General features: G+C 72.5%; 14 protein-coding genes. 1 reads left to right on the forward strand and 13 read right to left on the reverse strand.

The window, feature by feature from the left end; all coding sequences use genetic code 11:
• Window positions 1–56 precede the first annotated feature (56 nt).
• The 3 genes from J8M51_RS07665 to J8M51_RS07675 form a co-directional block, all read right to left on the reverse strand.
• Window positions 57–878, reverse strand: coding sequence for an ABC transporter ATP-binding protein (locus J8M51_RS07665; protein WP_267299052.1), 822 nt, complete (start codon window positions 876–878; stop codon window positions 57–59).
• Between the two features lie 227 nt (window positions 879–1,105).
• Window positions 1,106–2,176: a FecCD family ABC transporter permease gene (locus J8M51_RS07670; RefSeq protein ID WP_398856294.1), complete on the reverse strand. Its 1,071-nt coding sequence runs from the start codon at window positions 2,174–2,176 to the stop codon at window positions 1,106–1,108.
• 5 nt (window positions 2,177–2,181) lie between these two features.
• Window positions 2,182–3,174 carry a FecCD family ABC transporter permease gene (locus tag J8M51_RS07675; RefSeq protein ID WP_179203239.1) on the reverse strand — a complete coding sequence of 331 codons (993 nt, stop codon included), beginning with the start codon at window positions 3,172–3,174 and terminating at the stop codon, window positions 2,182–2,184.
• A 246-nt stretch (window positions 3,175–3,420) separates the two neighbouring features.
• On the opposite strand from J8M51_RS07675, the gene J8M51_RS07680 reads away from it, so the two are divergent.
• Window positions 3,421–4,269 carry a (2Fe-2S)-binding protein gene (locus tag J8M51_RS07680; RefSeq protein ID WP_086758725.1) on the forward strand — a complete coding sequence of 283 codons (849 nt, stop codon included), beginning with the start codon at window positions 3,421–3,423 and terminating at the stop codon, window positions 4,267–4,269.
• Between the two features lie 28 nt (window positions 4,270–4,297).
• On the opposite strand, the gene J8M51_RS07685 is transcribed toward J8M51_RS07680, so the two are convergent.
• The 10 genes from J8M51_RS07685 to J8M51_RS07730 all read right to left on the reverse strand — a co-directional run bounded on the left by J8M51_RS07685 (window position 4,298) and on the right by J8M51_RS07730 (window position 14,777).
• Window positions 4,298–4,987 (reverse strand): hypothetical protein, encoded by a 690-nt coding sequence (locus J8M51_RS07685; protein WP_256965459.1) that lies wholly within the window; start codon window positions 4,985–4,987, stop codon window positions 4,298–4,300.
• A 189-nt stretch (window positions 4,988–5,176) separates the two neighbouring features.
• Window positions 5,177–6,043 (reverse strand): 3-hydroxybutyryl-CoA dehydrogenase, encoded by an 867-nt coding sequence (locus J8M51_RS07690; protein WP_267299054.1) that lies wholly within the window; start codon window positions 6,041–6,043, stop codon window positions 5,177–5,179.
• The gene (locus J8M51_RS07695) at window positions 6,040–7,404 is read right to left on the reverse strand and encodes an NAD(P)/FAD-dependent oxidoreductase (protein WP_267299055.1); all 1,365 of its coding nucleotides are present in this window, start codon (window positions 7,402–7,404) and stop codon (window positions 6,040–6,042) included. Before J8M51_RS07695 ends, J8M51_RS07690 begins: the two co-directional genes overlap by 4 nt.
• 34 nt (window positions 7,405–7,438) lie before the next feature.
• Entirely contained in the window at window positions 7,439–8,551 is a 1,113-nt protein-coding gene (locus J8M51_RS07700) for an alcohol dehydrogenase catalytic domain-containing protein (RefSeq protein WP_086755492.1), read from the reverse strand.
• The gene (locus tag J8M51_RS07705) at window positions 8,548–10,161 is read right to left on the reverse strand and encodes a class I adenylate-forming enzyme family protein (protein ID WP_179203071.1); all 1,614 of its coding nucleotides are present in this window, start codon (window positions 10,159–10,161) and stop codon (window positions 8,548–8,550) included. The genes J8M51_RS07700 and J8M51_RS07705 overlap by 4 nt, the downstream gene beginning before the upstream one ends.
• Window positions 10,162–10,169: 8 nt before the next feature.
• Window positions 10,170–11,384 (reverse strand): cytochrome P450, encoded by a 1,215-nt coding sequence (locus J8M51_RS07710; RefSeq protein ID WP_086755490.1) that lies wholly within the window; start codon window positions 11,382–11,384, stop codon window positions 10,170–10,172.
• 28 nt (window positions 11,385–11,412) lie between these two features.
• Window positions 11,413–12,582 (reverse strand): acyl-CoA dehydrogenase family protein, encoded by a 1,170-nt coding sequence (locus tag J8M51_RS07715; protein WP_086755489.1) that lies wholly within the window; start codon window positions 12,580–12,582, stop codon window positions 11,413–11,415.
• Complete coding sequence (locus J8M51_RS07720) at window positions 12,582–13,121, reverse strand: cupin domain-containing protein (protein ID WP_086755488.1); 540 nt, start codon at window positions 13,119–13,121, stop codon at window positions 12,582–12,584. The genes J8M51_RS07715 and J8M51_RS07720 overlap by 1 nt, the downstream gene beginning before the upstream one ends.
• A gap of 179 nt (window positions 13,122–13,300) precedes the next feature.
• A complete protein-coding gene (locus J8M51_RS07725) occupies window positions 13,301–13,840 on the reverse strand; it encodes a MarR family winged helix-turn-helix transcriptional regulator (protein ID WP_086755487.1) in 540 nt (179 codons plus the stop codon).
• An 88-nt stretch (window positions 13,841–13,928) separates the two neighbouring features.
• A complete protein-coding gene (locus tag J8M51_RS07730) occupies window positions 13,929–14,777 on the reverse strand; it encodes a fumarylacetoacetate hydrolase family protein (RefSeq protein WP_086755486.1) in 849 nt (282 codons plus the stop codon).
• Window positions 14,778–14,783 lie beyond the last annotated feature (6 nt).

Genomic DNA, 14,783 nt, shown 5'->3' on the forward strand with positions numbered 1-14,783 from the left:
CTCGGTGGATATATGGATACGTGGATACGTGGATGTATGGAGTCGTGGACGAGCGGTCAGGGGGTCGCGGGCTCGGGGGTGTGCCGGGACGCGCGGCCCTTCGGGACGACCAGCGGGGTGCCGGTCTCCGGGTCGGGGACGACCCGGCAGTCCACGTCGAACACGGACCTGACCAGGTCCGCGTCGAGTACGTCGGCCGGTGGGCCCGCGGCGGCGAGGCGTCCGTCCTTGAGCACGACCATGTGGTCGGCGTAGCGGGCGGCCTGTCCGAGGTCGTGCAGCACCATCACCACGGTGCGGCCGGCCTCGCTGTGCAGGGCGGCGACCAGGTCGAGGACGTCGAGCTGGTGTCTCAGGTCGAGGAAGGTGGTCGGTTCGTCGAGCAGGAGCAGCTCTGTGTCCTGCGCCAACGCCAGGGCGATCCAGGCGCGTTGGCGCTGGCCGCCGGAGAGCGCGTCGACGGGCCGGTCCCGCAGTGCGGCCGTCCCGGTGCGCTCCAGCGCCTCGTCCACGGCCCGCTGGTCGGTGGTGGACCAGGGGCTCAGCAGCCGTTGGTGCGGGTAGCGGCCGAGTCGTACGAGCGCCTCGACGGTGATGGCCTCCGGGGTGACCGGCTGCTGCGGGAGCAGGCCCATGCGGAGGGCCAGTGCGCGGGCCGGCATGCGGTGGATGTCGGCGCCGTCGAGGGTGACCGATCCGGCGGTGGGTGCGAGCAGTCGGCTGAGGCCTCTCAACAGGGTTGACTTACCGCAGGCGTTGGGGCCGACGATCGCGGTCACGGCCCCGCCGGGCAGCGTCAGGTCGAGCCCGCCGACGACGAGGCGGTCGCCGTAGCGCAGGTCGAGGTGCTGGGTGGAGAGCTGGTTGGTGGGGGGCATTGGGGCTCCTGGCGCGGTCGGTGGGGGGTGTCAGGGGTACATGGGCGGGTGCGGGTCCGGTGGGGCTTCTCGCGCAGTTCCCCGCGCCCCTGAAAGCCCAGGCCCCTGCGGGCCTGAAAAGCACGGGGCGCAGCCCCTGCTTTTCAGGGGCGCGGGGAACTGCGCGACCAGCCCCCACGCACCCGCAGACGCCGACGCACCCCGCGCACCCCCCACCGCCCGCGCCCTCACACCCCCCTCCCCCGCACCACCGCACCGCCCCGGAACATCAGCACCAGCAGCCACGGCGCCCCGAGCGTCGCCGTCGCCGCGCCGACCGGCAGTCCCTCGACGGGAAGCAGATGCTGGACGACAAGATCCGCGGCCAGCAACAGCACCGCCCCGGTGAGCGCGGCCAGCGCGAGCGTCGCCGCGGTGGGCGGGCCGGTGAGGAAGCGGACGATGTGCGGGACGGCGAGGGCGACGAAGGTGACGGGGCCGGCGAGCGCGGCGGCCAGCGAGGCCAAGGTGATGGCGACGAGAAGGAGTTGAAGGCGGGCGGCGGAGGTGTCGAGGCCGAGCGCGCCGGCCGAGTCGTCGCCCAGGTCGAGCAGGGCGAGACGGCGGTGGGTGATCAGCGCGGCGGCCAGGGCGAGCAGGACGGCGGCGCCCGCCCCCCAGACCTCCGTCCAGGTCCGGCCGTACACCGACCCGGTGGTCCACTGGAGCGCCGAGCCCGCCAGTTCGGCCGGGAAGCGCACGATCATCAGGTTGACCGCGGCGGCCAGGCCCGCCTGGACGGCGAGGCCGGTGAGGACGAGCCGGGTGACGGCCAGCCCCGACCGCCAGGCGAACACACCGAGCAGCAGGGCGGAGAGCAGGCCTCCGGCCAACGCGCCCACGGGGATGAGCAGTTGGGAGGCTCCGGCGGCCAGCAGCGCGACCGCGCCGAGCGAGGCGCCGCCCGTCACGCCCATCACGTCCGGGGAGGCGAGCGGGTTGCGGAACAGCCGTTGCAGGACACAGCCCGCGGCACCCAGTCCGGCACCGGCCACGAGGGCGGCGACGGCACGCGGCGCCCGGAACTCCCGCACCACCAGCACATCGCCGGGGTCGCCGAGCCCGATCAGCGCACGGAGTGCCGTGGACGCGGGCATGTCCGTCTCGCCCGTGGAGACGGAGACCGTGAGCAGGGCGAACAGGGCGAGGAGGCCGACCGTGCCGTACCCGAGGAGGCGGGCGCGGCCCGGTGTGCGGCGGCGCGTGTGGCGGCGTACGGCCGCTTCGTGGGGCATCGCGGGCGTCGTCATGGGGGCCATCGGGGTCATCGGGCGACCTTCCGGGCGAGCACGGCCAGCAGGGGCGCGCCGAGGAACGCGGTGACGATGCCGACCTCCAGTTCCGCGGGGCGGACGACCAGGCGGCCGAGGATGTCGGCGGTGAGGAGGAGCAGAGGTCCGGCGATCAGGCAGCCGGGGATCAGGAGCCGGTGGTCGCCGCCGAGGAGGGGGCGGACGAGGTGGGGTGCGGCGAGTCCGATGAAGGCGACCGGGCCCGCCACGGCGACGGCCGATCCGGCGAGGAGGACGACCGCGATGCCGCCGGCGAGCCGGACGCGGGTGACGGGGACGCCGAGTGCCTGGGCCGAGTCGTCGCCCAGGGCGAGGGCGTTGAGGGCGGGGGCGACGGCCCCGGCGAGCAGCAGTCCGAGCACGAGGGTCGGCAGGACCGGCCAGAGGGTGTCGAGTGGGCGTCCGGCGATGGACCCGGCCAGCCAGAAGCGTGCCTCGTCGAGGGTGCGCCGGCTGGCCAGCATGACCGCCGACGTCCAGGACAGCAGCACGAGTTGGAGCACGGTGCCGCCGAGGGCGAGCCGTACGGGGTCGATGTCCCCGGCGCGGCGGGACAGCGCCTGGGCGAGGACCGCCGCCCCCGCGGCCCCGGCGAAGGCGAACCACACGTATGCGACGGGGTCGTTGAGCTTCAGCGCGAAGATGGCGACGACGACCGCGAAGCCCGCGCCGGCGTTGATTCCCAGGGTGGTCGGTGAGGCGAGCGGGTTGCGGGTGACGCCCTGTGCCACGGCGCCCGCGACGCCGAGCGCGGCGCCGACCGCGAGGCCGATGACCGTGCGCGGCAGCCGAAGGCCCGTCACCACCAAAGCGTCCCGGCCCTCTCCATGTCCTGACAGTGCGTCGAGGACAGTGGACAGGGGGACGGAGCGGGCTCCGAGGGCGAGGCTCAGCGCGGCACAGAGCGCCAGCGCGCCGATTCCGCCGAGGAACAGGGGCAGGTGCCTCAGGGCACGCGGGGGCACGCCGGTCGGCGCAACCCGTTCGGTCGCAGTCACGAAACGTGAGCTTAGGTTAGGCATGCTTTAGTTTTCAACAGCTGTGGATCCACTGTGACCCACACCGCCCTTGATCAACTCGTAAGTAACTTTGCTGGTCAGCGACGCACACGACTACTTCACACTCTCCCTGGTCATCGACACACGATCTTGCAGCTAAGGTAAGCCTTACCTCCCCCGCTCGCCAAACCCCTTCACGCTCTGGAGTTACCGATGACCGTGGCCCACCTGGAGACCTCCCAGGCCGACACCGCCACGCACGTCCCGGAACTCCTCGCCGCCGCCTATCGCCGCCTGGACGGACTGTGCGAGGCGCTGTCCGTCCGGGTCGCCGTGCCCGCGGCCCGAACCGCGGGCCGCACGGTCGGCCTGATGGAGGGTCAGGCGACCGTCGAGGCCTTCGTCGACGCGGAGGCCGCCCGCATCCAGGACCGCTACGCCCACTCGGCGCCCCGGCATGTCGCCGCCTCGCGCGCCCTGCACGACTACGCCTGGTCGGTCGGCCTGCTGATGAGCGGTGTCTGGTTCCTGGAGCGGCGCGTGCCCCGGGTCGCGCCGGGCGACATACGGGTCGACCTCGCGACCGGCATGTTCGAGATCGCCCCCGGCTCCGAGTTGGTCTGCCTCCCGGACGACCCGGCGCTCGCCCTGCCCGGCGCCCGCGCGGTCGCCCATCAGGAGGCGCTGCGCGCGGAGTTGAGGGCCGCCGTCGCGGACCATATGGGTCCGGTGCTGGACGCGATCGGCCCGTACGCCCGCCGGGGGTCACGCGCGCTGTGGGGTCTGGTCTCCGACGACCTGGTCTCCGGCCTCTGGTATCTGGGCCGGATGAGGGGCGACGAGGCCGCCGGTGTCCGGGCCGCCACGGCGGTTCTCCCCACCGCCCACGCCCCCTTCCCCGGCGGCGCCGACTTCCGTTCGCTCCGGACCGGCGACGGCCGCGAACACCCGACCCGCACCCGCATGGGCTGCTGCCTCTACTACACGATCCGCCCCGCCGAGGCCTGTTCCACCTGCCCGCGCACCTGCGACGCGGAACGGCTGCGACGGCTGGAGGGCTGATCCACGCGGGCGCGGCCGGTGGTGCGCCCTACTCCACGAAGTCGGGGTTCCAGGGCAGCACCCGGAAGTTCCCCGTGCCGCCCCTGATCTTCTCGAACGGCGCCGAACTCACGCACTTGGGCAGGTCCTTGGTCTCCTCCGGATTGCCCACGGAGGCCCAGCTGTAGCCCAGCCGGTCGCGCCGACCCTGATCGTGCACGGTGAAGCCGACCCGGTTGCCCTTGGCGTCCGGCAGGTCGGTCCTCGTGATGACACCGGTGGCGACGGCGACCTTGCCTCCGGTCACCAGACAGTCGATCCGCCCCTCTGCCCAGTGGCTCTCGTCGCCCAGGCGGTGGCTGAAGCGGAAGGTGCCGGTGGCCAGCGTCGGATCCGTGGTGTGCTCGGCGGCGAGATGTGCGTCGAAGGTGAAGGAGATGTCCTCCTCGGAGACCCGGGAGAGTGTGCCGGTTCCGGTCAGGGCCGCCGCCTCCCGCGGCTTCCCGGAGACGGCGCCCTCCCTCGGCTTCCCGGACACGGTGTCGGAGGCGGCTTCCGGCGCACGCCCGGCGGCCGACGCCGGTCCGACGGCCGCGGGGCCGAGGACCACCGACCCCGCGACCAGCGATCCGGTGACCGCCGCGGCGACCAGCACGCCGGTTCCGGTCCGGGCGCGGGCGCGGGTGCGGGTGTGTATGCGGGTGCTTGTGCGGCCGGCGGACAGTAACCGATGAATCATGACAAGGCCCTTCGTCGTGGACGGTGCCCGGAATTCCGGGCACCACCCACGGTCCTCCGGCCGACGGCCCGTCACATCCGCCGCCGGTCGTCACCGCGGGTCCGCCCCGAAGGGCACGGCCGGACCCGGTGTGCGCCCTGAGAGGTACGCCGGTGTGCGCCCGTGGCCGCATGCCCCGCCCGGCGGAACTCAGGCCGCCGGGTACGCGTAGAAGCCCTGCCCCGACTTCCGGCCGAGGCGACCGGCGGCCACCATGCGGCGGAGCAGCGGCGGGGGCGCGTACAGCGGTTCGGCGTGTTCCTCGTAGAGCGACTCGGCGATGGCCTGGGCCGTGTCGAGGCCGATCAGGTCGAGGAGCCGGAGCGGGCCCATGGGATGGGCGCAGCCGAGTTCCATGCCGTGGTCGATGTCCTCGGCGGTGGCGGTGCCCGACTGGACCATGCGGACGGCGGAGAGCAGATACGGCAGCAGCAGGGCGTTGACGATGAACCCCGCCCGGTCCGGGGCCTGGACGGCGGTCTTGCCCAGTTGCTCGACGGCGAAGCGGCGGACCCGCTCGACGGTGTCGGCGCCGGTGGTGAGGGCGGGGATGATCTCCACCAGCGCCTGGACGGGCACGGGGTTGAAGAAGTGCAGTCCCACCACACGGTCCGGCCGTCCGGTGACGGTGGCCAGGTCGGTCAGCGGGATGGAGGACGTGTTGCTGGCGAGGATCGCGTCACCGTCACCGAGGACCTTGTCCACGTCCCGGAAGAGGGCGCACTTCAGGTCGCGGTCCTCCACGGCGGCCTCGACGACCAGGTCACGGTCGGCGAGGTCGCCGAGGTCCGTGGAGAAGGACAACCGGGCGAGGGCACGGTCGCGTTCGTCGCCCGTGAGTCTGCTGCGGCGTACGGCCCTGTCGAGGGAGGCCTCGATCCGGCGGCGCCCGGCGTCGAGCGCCGCCGGGCCGGCCTCGACCACCAGTACGTCCGGTCCGGCGCGGGCCACCGTCTCGGCGATGCCGGAGCCCATGAGGCCGCAGCCGAGAACACCCACGTGTGAGACAGCGGTCATGCCAGTGCTCTCCGTTCCGGATCGTTCGCCCGTGCCATCCGGCCGCGCAGACTGAAGCCGGGCTCGGCGGCGTCCTCGGGGGTGACCGGGACGCGTGCGGTCAGCAGGCGCCGGGCCGCCATGTGGTCGGCGGGACGGTTGACGGACTCGACGGCGATCAGGGCGGAGCCACGGAAGCAGAGCACCGAGAAGCCTCCCTTGCCCGCCCCCGCCCCCGCCCCCGCGCGGTCGCTGTCGCTGTCGCCGTCGCCGAGTACGACCGTTCGGTCGTGGCCGGTCGACAGCCCGGCGATCTGGAGTCTGAGATCGCCCTGGTAGCTCCAGAACCAGGGCAGCGCGTCGTACGGGCGCGGCGCGCCGGTGAGCCGGGCGGCCAGACAGCGCGCCTGGTCGGCGGCGTTCTGGACCGACTCCAGCCGGACCCGGCGACCGCCTGTGCCGTGCGGGCCGCCGTGGGAGCCGTCGTGGGGGCCGCCCTGCGGATCGGGGAAGGACGCGCAGTCGCCGATGGCCGAGATGTGCGGGTCCGCCGTGGTGAGGTGGCTGTCCACGACGATGCCGTTGTCCGTCTCCAGGCCTGCCAGGGCGGCGAGTTCGGTGTTGGGCAGGACACCGATGCCGGCGACCACCAGGTCGGCGGGGACCGTCACCCCGTCGGTCGTACGGATGCCGGTCACCCTGCCGTCCGAGCCGACGATCTCGGCCGGCACGGTGCCCATCAGAAGCCGGGTGCCCTGCTCCCGGTGCCGTTGTGCGAAGTGGGCGGCGGTGGGTGCGGAGACGGCCCGGCCCATGACCTGGTCGGCGATGTCGAGCACGACGGGGCCGAGGCCGGCGGCCCGGCAGGCGGCGGCGAACTCCAGGCCGATGAACCCGGCACCGATCACCACCACGTTCCGTGCCTCGCCCAGCCGCTGGCGCAGCTCGTCGGCCTCGGCACGGGTCCGCAGACCCGTCACCCCGGAGAGCCCGCTCCCGGGCAGCGGCAGCGGCCGGGGCCGGGAGCCGGTGGCCAGCACCAGGTGTGCGTACGGGAGTTCGCTGTCGTCGTCGAGTGTCACCCGCCGCCGGCGCCGGTCCACCTCCACGACCCGGCGGCCGACGAGCAGACCGATACCGCGCTCGGCGTAGAACCGGTCGGCCCGGAGGGTGAGTTCGCCTTCCGGGAGCTTTCCGGCAAGGTATTCCTTGGACAACGGCGGGCGCTGGTAAGGGAGTTCGGGCTCGTCGCCGATGACCGTGACCGGACCGGCGAAGCCCGCGTCACGCAGCGACTCGGCGGCCTGGACGCCCGCCTGTCCGGCGCCGACGATCACGATCCCGGGTTCCACGGCCCTCCTCCCGGGGCTCACCTCGCGCATGGCGGTGCCTCCTCTCGTACGGCGGGACCGCCTCTCACGCCACCGGGCTGACGATGAAGTTGCTGAAGCCGCCGTTGCGCCGGGCCGTGCCGCTGATCGCGTCGTTGACCTGCTCCAGCGGGAACACCCGGTGTTCGAGGGGGCTGAGGTCGAGCAGTCCGGCGGCGACCAGGTCGGCCATCGCCTGGCCCTCCCCGGAGGTGAACCAGGCCGAGCCGATCAGCCGGAGCTGCTGGTCCATCATGCGGTGGACGTCGACGGGTACGTCACCGGCGATGGCGCCGATGTTGACGGCGACACCCCCGCGCGCCATGGCCCGCATGCCCGCCAGGAACGTCTCGTGCGGGGCGCCGGGGCCGAGGGCGTCGATGTAGATGTCCGCGCCGTGGCCGTCGGTCTGTTCGCGGACCCAGTCGTCGAGCGGGCCGTCGTCGAGGGAGTGCAGCCGGAAGCGGCCCGGGGCCAGCTTGTCGACCTGTTCCAGAAGGTCGCGGTCGCGCCCGGTGCCGTAGACGTGGGTCAGTCCGAGGGCGGGCGCGAGCAGCGCGGCGGCGATGCCGAGGGTGCCGCTGATGCCGTTGACCAGGACCGTCTTGCCGGGTCCCGCGTCGGCCTTGCGCAGGGCCGAGTACATGGTGCCGATGTAGCCGAAGCGGGCGGCGGCCTCGAACGAGAGCTGGTCGGGGAGTTTCACCAGGGCGTACGCGGGGGCGACCATGTACTCGGCGAGGCCGCCCTGGTAGCGGTCGAGGAGGCCGAGCGCGGACTCGGAGAAGCCGAAGTAGCCGGCGAAGGCGTAACTGGCGCAGTTGATCGAGTCGTTGTTGCGGCAGGAGCGGCAGGAGCCGCAGCTGCGGCCCGGGTTGACGTACACACGGTCGCCGACCTCGAAGCCCTCCACGCCCTCGCCGACCGCCTCGACGACACCGGCCGGGTCCAGGCCGAAGACGGCCGGGAGGGTCGGCAGGGGGCTGTGCGGGAACCAGGTGGTCCACATCGTCAGGATGTTGGCGAGGTTGGGCACGATGTTCACGGCGTGCACGGCCACCCGGACGTCGCCCCGTCCCGGTACCGGGACGGGGACCCGCTCGATCCGCATGGGCTCGCCGACGTCGTGCATCCGTGCTGCCCGCATGGTCTCGGTCATGGTCTCTCCTGGGTGTGCGGCTCTGATGTGCTGATGTCGCCAGTCGTCGTGGGGTCGCTGGTGGAGGGGCCGCCGACGGCCGGTGGCCGGTCGGCGGACAGTCGGGTGAGGGCCTTGCGCTGGAGTTTTCCGGTGGCACCCCGGGGCAGTGCCGGGACGACGTGCAGCCGTCGCGGCCATTTGTGGCGGGCGAGCCGGCCTTCGAGATGCCGCCGGACGTCGTCGAGCGTCGGCTCGGGCGCGCCGGTCACCAGGTAGGCGGTGACGAGTTCGCCCCAGAGGGGGTCCGGGGTGCCGCCGACGGCGACTTCGAGGACGTGCGGCAGGTCGACGAGCGCGTTCTCGACCTCGGCCGGATCGACGTTCTCGCCGCCCGTGATGATCAGTTCCTTGACGCGTCCGACGACTTCGAGCCGTCCCCGCGCGTCGAACCGGCCGCGGTCGCCGGTGTGGAACCATCCGTCGGCGTCCGTGACGGGCAGCGGTCCCGCGCCGGTCCGGTACGCGGACGCCACGGACGGTCCGCGCAGCCGGATCTCCCCGACCGTGCCGACGGAGGCGGGCGCGCCCTTCTCGTCCACGACGATCAGTTCGACGTGCGGTACGGGCGGTCCGGCGGAGGCCGGCCGGTCGGCGACCTCGTCGAGCGCGGCGTAGGTGACCCCGGCGCTGGACTCCGTCAGGCCGTACGAGTTGACGACCTTCACGCCGCGTTCGAGGAACCGGGTGGTGGTCGAGGACAGGGCCGGTGAGCCGCCCGCCAGGACCCAGCGCAGCGAGTCCAGGTCGGGGGTGGGGAAGCGGGGGTGCCGGGTGAGCAGGGACAGCATGGCCGGTACGGCGAAGGCGGCGGTCACGCCGTGGTCCCGGACCAGGTCGACGAAGAGGCCGCCGTCGAACCTCGGGGCCAGGACGACGGTGCCGCGCTCGGCCCAGGTGTACTGCGGCAGCCCGCCGAGGACCGCCACATGGGCCAGCGGGGTGGCCACCAGCACCACGTCGTCCTCGGTCACGGGCAGCCGGGCCATGCCGTTGACCATGCTCCAGTGCAGGTTGTCGTGGGTGAGCTGGGCGCCCTTGGGGCGGCCCGAGGTCCCGGAGGTGAAGGCGATGATCGCGACGTCGGACCCGGCGGGCGGGGCGTCGGCCTCCGCCACCGGCGCGTCGGGGTCGCCGGTCTCCTGCCAGGGCAGCCGGAGTTCGGGCCCGTCCGGAAGCGTCTTCAGGAAGCCCTCGTCGGCGACGATCGCGCGTGGTTCGGTCTCCGCGCGGACGACGTCCAGTTCGGGGCCGGTGAGCTGGGGGTGGACGGGGACGAGGACCGCGCCCATCCGCGTCACGGCGAACATCGTGACGATGGCCTCGGGCCGGGCCTCGCCCCGCATGACGACCCGGTCGCCGCGCCGTACGCCGCGCTCGGCGAGGCGGCCCAGGCTGCGGCGGACCGCGAGGTCCAGTTCCGCGTACGTCCAGGTCCGGTCCTCGAAGACGAGGGCGGTGCGGGAGCCCGCGTCGGCCGCGTGGGCGGGGAGCCGGGCGCCGAACCAGGTGCCCGCCCGGGCGCCGGCCCTCCGGCTGCCGCCGCCGGGGGCGCTGATGTTCTCGGACAACGTCGCTCCTAGTGGTTCCGGCGTTTCCAGCGGACGGGCAGGTTCAGCACTCCGCGGAACACCCAGCCGCCGACCCGTACGGGTTGCTCCGGGTCGAGTGCGAGGCCGGGCAGCCGCCGGAAGAGGGTGGGCCAGGCGATCTCGCCGACCTCGTGGCGGGCGACCCAGGTGCCCATGCAGAAGTGGGGTCCGCCGCCGAAGGCGAGGTGGCCCCGCTGTTCGCGGTCGATGTCGAAGCGGTCGGGCTCGGGGAACACGGCCGCGTCCCGGTTGGCCGCGCCGATCACCAGGGCGACCCGGGAACCGGCCGGGATACGGACACCGGACAGTTCGACGGCCTCGGTGGTCTGGCGGGGATACATGCCGATCGGGGAGATCCAGCGGACGGTCTCCTCGAAGACGTGCCGCCACCTGGCCGGGTCCGCCTCGACGGCCGCGCGCTGCCCGGGGTGGGTGAGCAGGGCCCAGACCCCGGCGGTCAGCACATCGCGCGGCTCGTTGATGCCGCCGCCGATGATGACCTTGACGTTGTTCTTGATCTGCTGGAGCGTGGGCGGGTCCTCGGCGTGCAGCATCGAGGAGATCACCGAGCCGTCCGGTTCGTCACGGACCCGTCGTACGGCCTCGTCGACGGCCTCCTCGACGGCGCCGGCCGCCGCGAGGGCGCGGTCCCAGACCTCGGGGACGTCGGCGTAGTTGCTGTTGCCGTCCATCATGTCCTGCGACCACCGGATCATGTCCGCGGCCGGGACCTGCGGAATCCCCAGCAGATGGGCCAGGTTGGTGGCGGCGAAGGGGCCGGCGAAGTCGGTGAAGAGGTCGGCCTCGCCCCGGTCGGCGAAGGAGTCGATCAGTTCGTCGGCGGTGCGCCGGAAGACCGGGCTCCAGTCGGTCCTCACCCGCCGGGGCCGCGCCGGCGGCTCGGCGGCGGCCCGGAGTCTGCGGTGCTCGGGGTCGTCCTCACGGAGCATGTTGGCGCCCATGACCTTCAGCACGAGGGAGTCCTTCTCGCGGGAGCTGAAGAGTTCCGGGTGCTGTTCGGCGAAGACGACGTCCTCGTGCCGGGTGATCAGATAGCGGCCGACGGCGGGGACGAAGGCCACGGGAGCCTCGTGGCGCAGTCTGCGGTAGAGGGGATAGGGATCGTCCCAGAGATCCTGGAGGCTGATGCCCCGGACGAAGTCGTTCACATGGTCCTGCTCGTGCGGTGCGCGTGTCGTCACGGCGCTCGCCTCCCGTGGTTCCGGGGTCCTAGCGGTACGCCGCGAGGCCCGTGACGGACTCTCCGACGACCAGGGTGTGGATCTCCTCGGTGCCCTCGTAGGTGAGGACCGTCTCCAGGTTGTTGGCGTGCCGGAGCACCGGGTACTCGGTGGTGATGCCGTTGGCGCCGAGGACGGTGCGGGCCGAGCGGGCGATGTCCAGGGCGGCGCGCACATTGGCGAGCTTGCCGAGGCTGACCTGTTCGGGGCGGAGCCTCCCGGCGTCCTTGAGCCTGCTCAGCCGCAGGGCCAGCAGCTGCGACCGGACCAGCTCCACCTGCATCGCGGCGAGTTTGCCCTGGGTGAGCTGGAAGCCGCCGATCCGCCGCCCGAACTGCTCGCGGGCGGTGGAGTATTCGAGCGCGGAGAGATAGCAGGTGCGGGCGGCGCCGACGACTCCGCAGAGGATGCCGAAGCGGGCCTCCGACAGACAGGACAGCGGTCCGCGCAGCCCGGTCACTCCCGGCAGGACCGCGTCGCCCGGCAGCCGGACGTCCTCCAGGTGCAGTTCGGCGGTGACCGAGGCGCGCAGGGAGAGCTTGCGGTGGATCTCGCTGGTGGTGAAGCCGGGGGTGCCCCTGGGGACGAGGAAGCCGCGGACGCCGTCCTCGGTGCGGGCCCAGACGACCGCGATGTCCGCGATCGAGCCGTTGGTGATCCACGTCTTGGTGCCGTTGAGGACCCAGTCGCCGCCGTCGCGCTTGGCCTGGGTGCGCATCCCGCCGGGGTCGGAGCCCTGGTCGGGTTCGGTGAGCCCGAAGCAGCCGATCGCCTCCCCGGAGGCCAGTCTCGGCAGCCACTCCCGCTTCTGTTCCTCGGAGCCGTAGCGGTGGAGGGGGAACATCACCAGGGAGCCCTGCACGGAGACGAAGCTGCGCAGCCCCGAGTCGGCGGCCTCCAGCTCCCGGCAGGCCACGCCGTACGCGGTGGCGCTCGCGCCGGCGCAGCCGTAGCCCTCCAGATGCATGCCCAGCAGTCCCAGCCCGCCGATCTCCGGGCCGAGTTCGGCGGTGGGGAAGGTGCCCGCCTCGAACCAGTCGGCGACGTGGTCGGTGACCTTGTCCTTGACGAAGTCGGCGACGGTGTCCCGGATGAGCCGTTCGACGTCGTCGAGTTCGGAGTCGAGGTCCAGGGCGTCGGTGGGGTCGAGGTGCGGCATCAGTCGGTCCTCCGGGCGCCGATGAGGACGAAGAGCGCGACGGCGGGGGCGTCGGTGCGGTTGCGCCAGGCGTGCCGGGTGCCGTTCTGGACGACGATGTCACCGGGCGCGAGGGTGGTCTCGTGGCCCGCGTCGAGTTCGAGGACGATCTCGCCCTGGAGGAGGACGCCGTAGTCGACGGTGTCCGTGGTGTGCATCCCGGGCGCGTCCGGTTCGAACAGTTCGGCAAGGCCGGGACTGGTCTCCAGCCGCTCGGCGGCGGCAGCGGCGAAGTCGAAGCCCTCGCTCGCGTAGACCGAGTCCGGGGGGATCACGAGGTGGATGAGCCGGGTCTCACCGGGCGCCGGCACATAGGACGCCACGGCCGGTGCCGGATCGGTGCCGTCGAAGGGGACGACCGGCTCGGCGGCCGTCGACCACACCAGCGAATTGGCGAAGCCGGGCGTGTGCTTCAGCTCGTAGGTGCGCGGGGCGGGCCCGTCCTGCACGACGGTGGCCTGCCCGGCCTCGTTCAGGCCGGTGACGATTCTGCGGGGCATGGTCGTACTCCTCGTCTAGCGGGGCGGAGCAGGGCAAAAGGGGCGCCCTGACCCAGGAGGCGGAACGGACTGGAGAGGAAACGGGGAGAACGTGGAGAGAACGTAAGCGTCAGAATTCTGATCGTCAAGGGTCTTACAACTTCACCCGAAGGCTCTCCCGGGAGCCGTCGAGCGGCGGACTACTCCGGGTGTTCCTGGTTGACCATCTTGCCCAGCAGGGTGACCAGCTGGGAGATCTCCTGATCCTCCAGTACACCCATCCAGGCGTGCTCGCGCTCGGTCTGTCCCTCGATGGCCTTGTGCAGCATGGTGAGGCCGGGTTCGGTGAGCGAGACCCGGACGAGCCGCCGGTCGCCCTGCTCGCGGCGGCGCTCCACGAGACCGCGTTCTTCGAGGGTGTTGAGGGCGCTGGAGACACTGGCCCGCGAGGTGCCCGAGATACGGGCGATCTCCCGCTGCTCCATGTCCCCGAAGACCCAGAGGGTGTTCATGATCCGGAAGCCGGCCCAGGTCATCCCGAGCGGCCGGTGGACGGAGGCCTCGAAATCCTGCACGAGGCGGGCGACGAGCCGGGTGAGCTGGGTGACCAGCGCGACCCCGTCCAGCTGACGGTCCGTGTGGCCCATCTCCTGGTGGCGGGTGCGCACCTTGTCGAAGAACTCGCGGGAGCGCGGATGGCCGGCGGCGCCGACCGTGTCGCCTACGTGATCGTCCGACACGTGAGGGCTCCCTTCCTCCGGACCGCTCGCATCGTAACAGCGCGTGTCGATCTTCCCGACCGGTCGGATGTCACCGGCCGACCGCCCGTCACCGGCCGATCGGATTGCGCATCGTACCGACCCCGGGCAGTTCGGTGGTCAGCGTCATTCCCGGCTCCAGGTACAGCCGGGGGACGCGGCGGACGCCGCAGCCGGCGGGGGTGCCGGTGAAGACGAGGTCGCCCGGTTGCAGGGTCACGTGCCGGGAGAGCCAGGAGACCAGCTCCGGGACGGGGAAGATCAGGTCGGAGGTCCGGCCGCGCTGGACCTCCAGGTCGTCGACGTGTCCGACGATCTCGATGTCGTCGGGGTCCTCGAACTCGTCGACGGTGGCCATCAGCGGCCCGGTCGGGCTGTAGGTGTCGTAGGACTTGGCGAGGGTGAACTGGTTCAGCGGCTTGCGCCACTGTTCGCGGCGGTCGGTGACGTCCTGTCCGGCGGTCACCCCGGCGATGCCGTCCCAGACCTCGCCGGGTTCCACCGCGCGCATGGTGCGCCCGACGACGACCACGACCTCGGCCTCGAAGTCGCACTTGTCGATGCCCTCGGCCACGATCACCGGGTCGTAGGGGCCCGTGAGCGAGCTGCTGAACTTGCCGAAGACGGTGGGCTGTTCGGGGATCGGCATGTCCGACTCCGCGGCGTGGCCCCGGTAGTTGAGCGCGACGGCGAGGATCTTCGGGGCGCGTGGGGAGACCGGGCCGAGGAGCTTCTCGTCGTACTCGGCGAGGTCGGCGTCGCCCGCCGCCCCGGCGAGCCGGCGCAGCTCGTCGTGGTGCGCGAGGTCGTAGAGGACGGCGGGGTCGGGGCCGAGCGCCCCGTCGCTGGCCTTCTCCACGTCGAGGGCGCGGTCGCCGACGATGATGGTGGCCCGGCCTGCGAGGTTGGCGAGCTTCATGGGGAC

It is taken from the genome of Streptomyces griseiscabiei, from assembly GCF_020010925.1.
GTDB classification, from domain to species: Bacteria; Actinomycetota; Actinomycetes; order Streptomycetales; family Streptomycetaceae; genus Streptomyces; species Streptomyces griseiscabiei.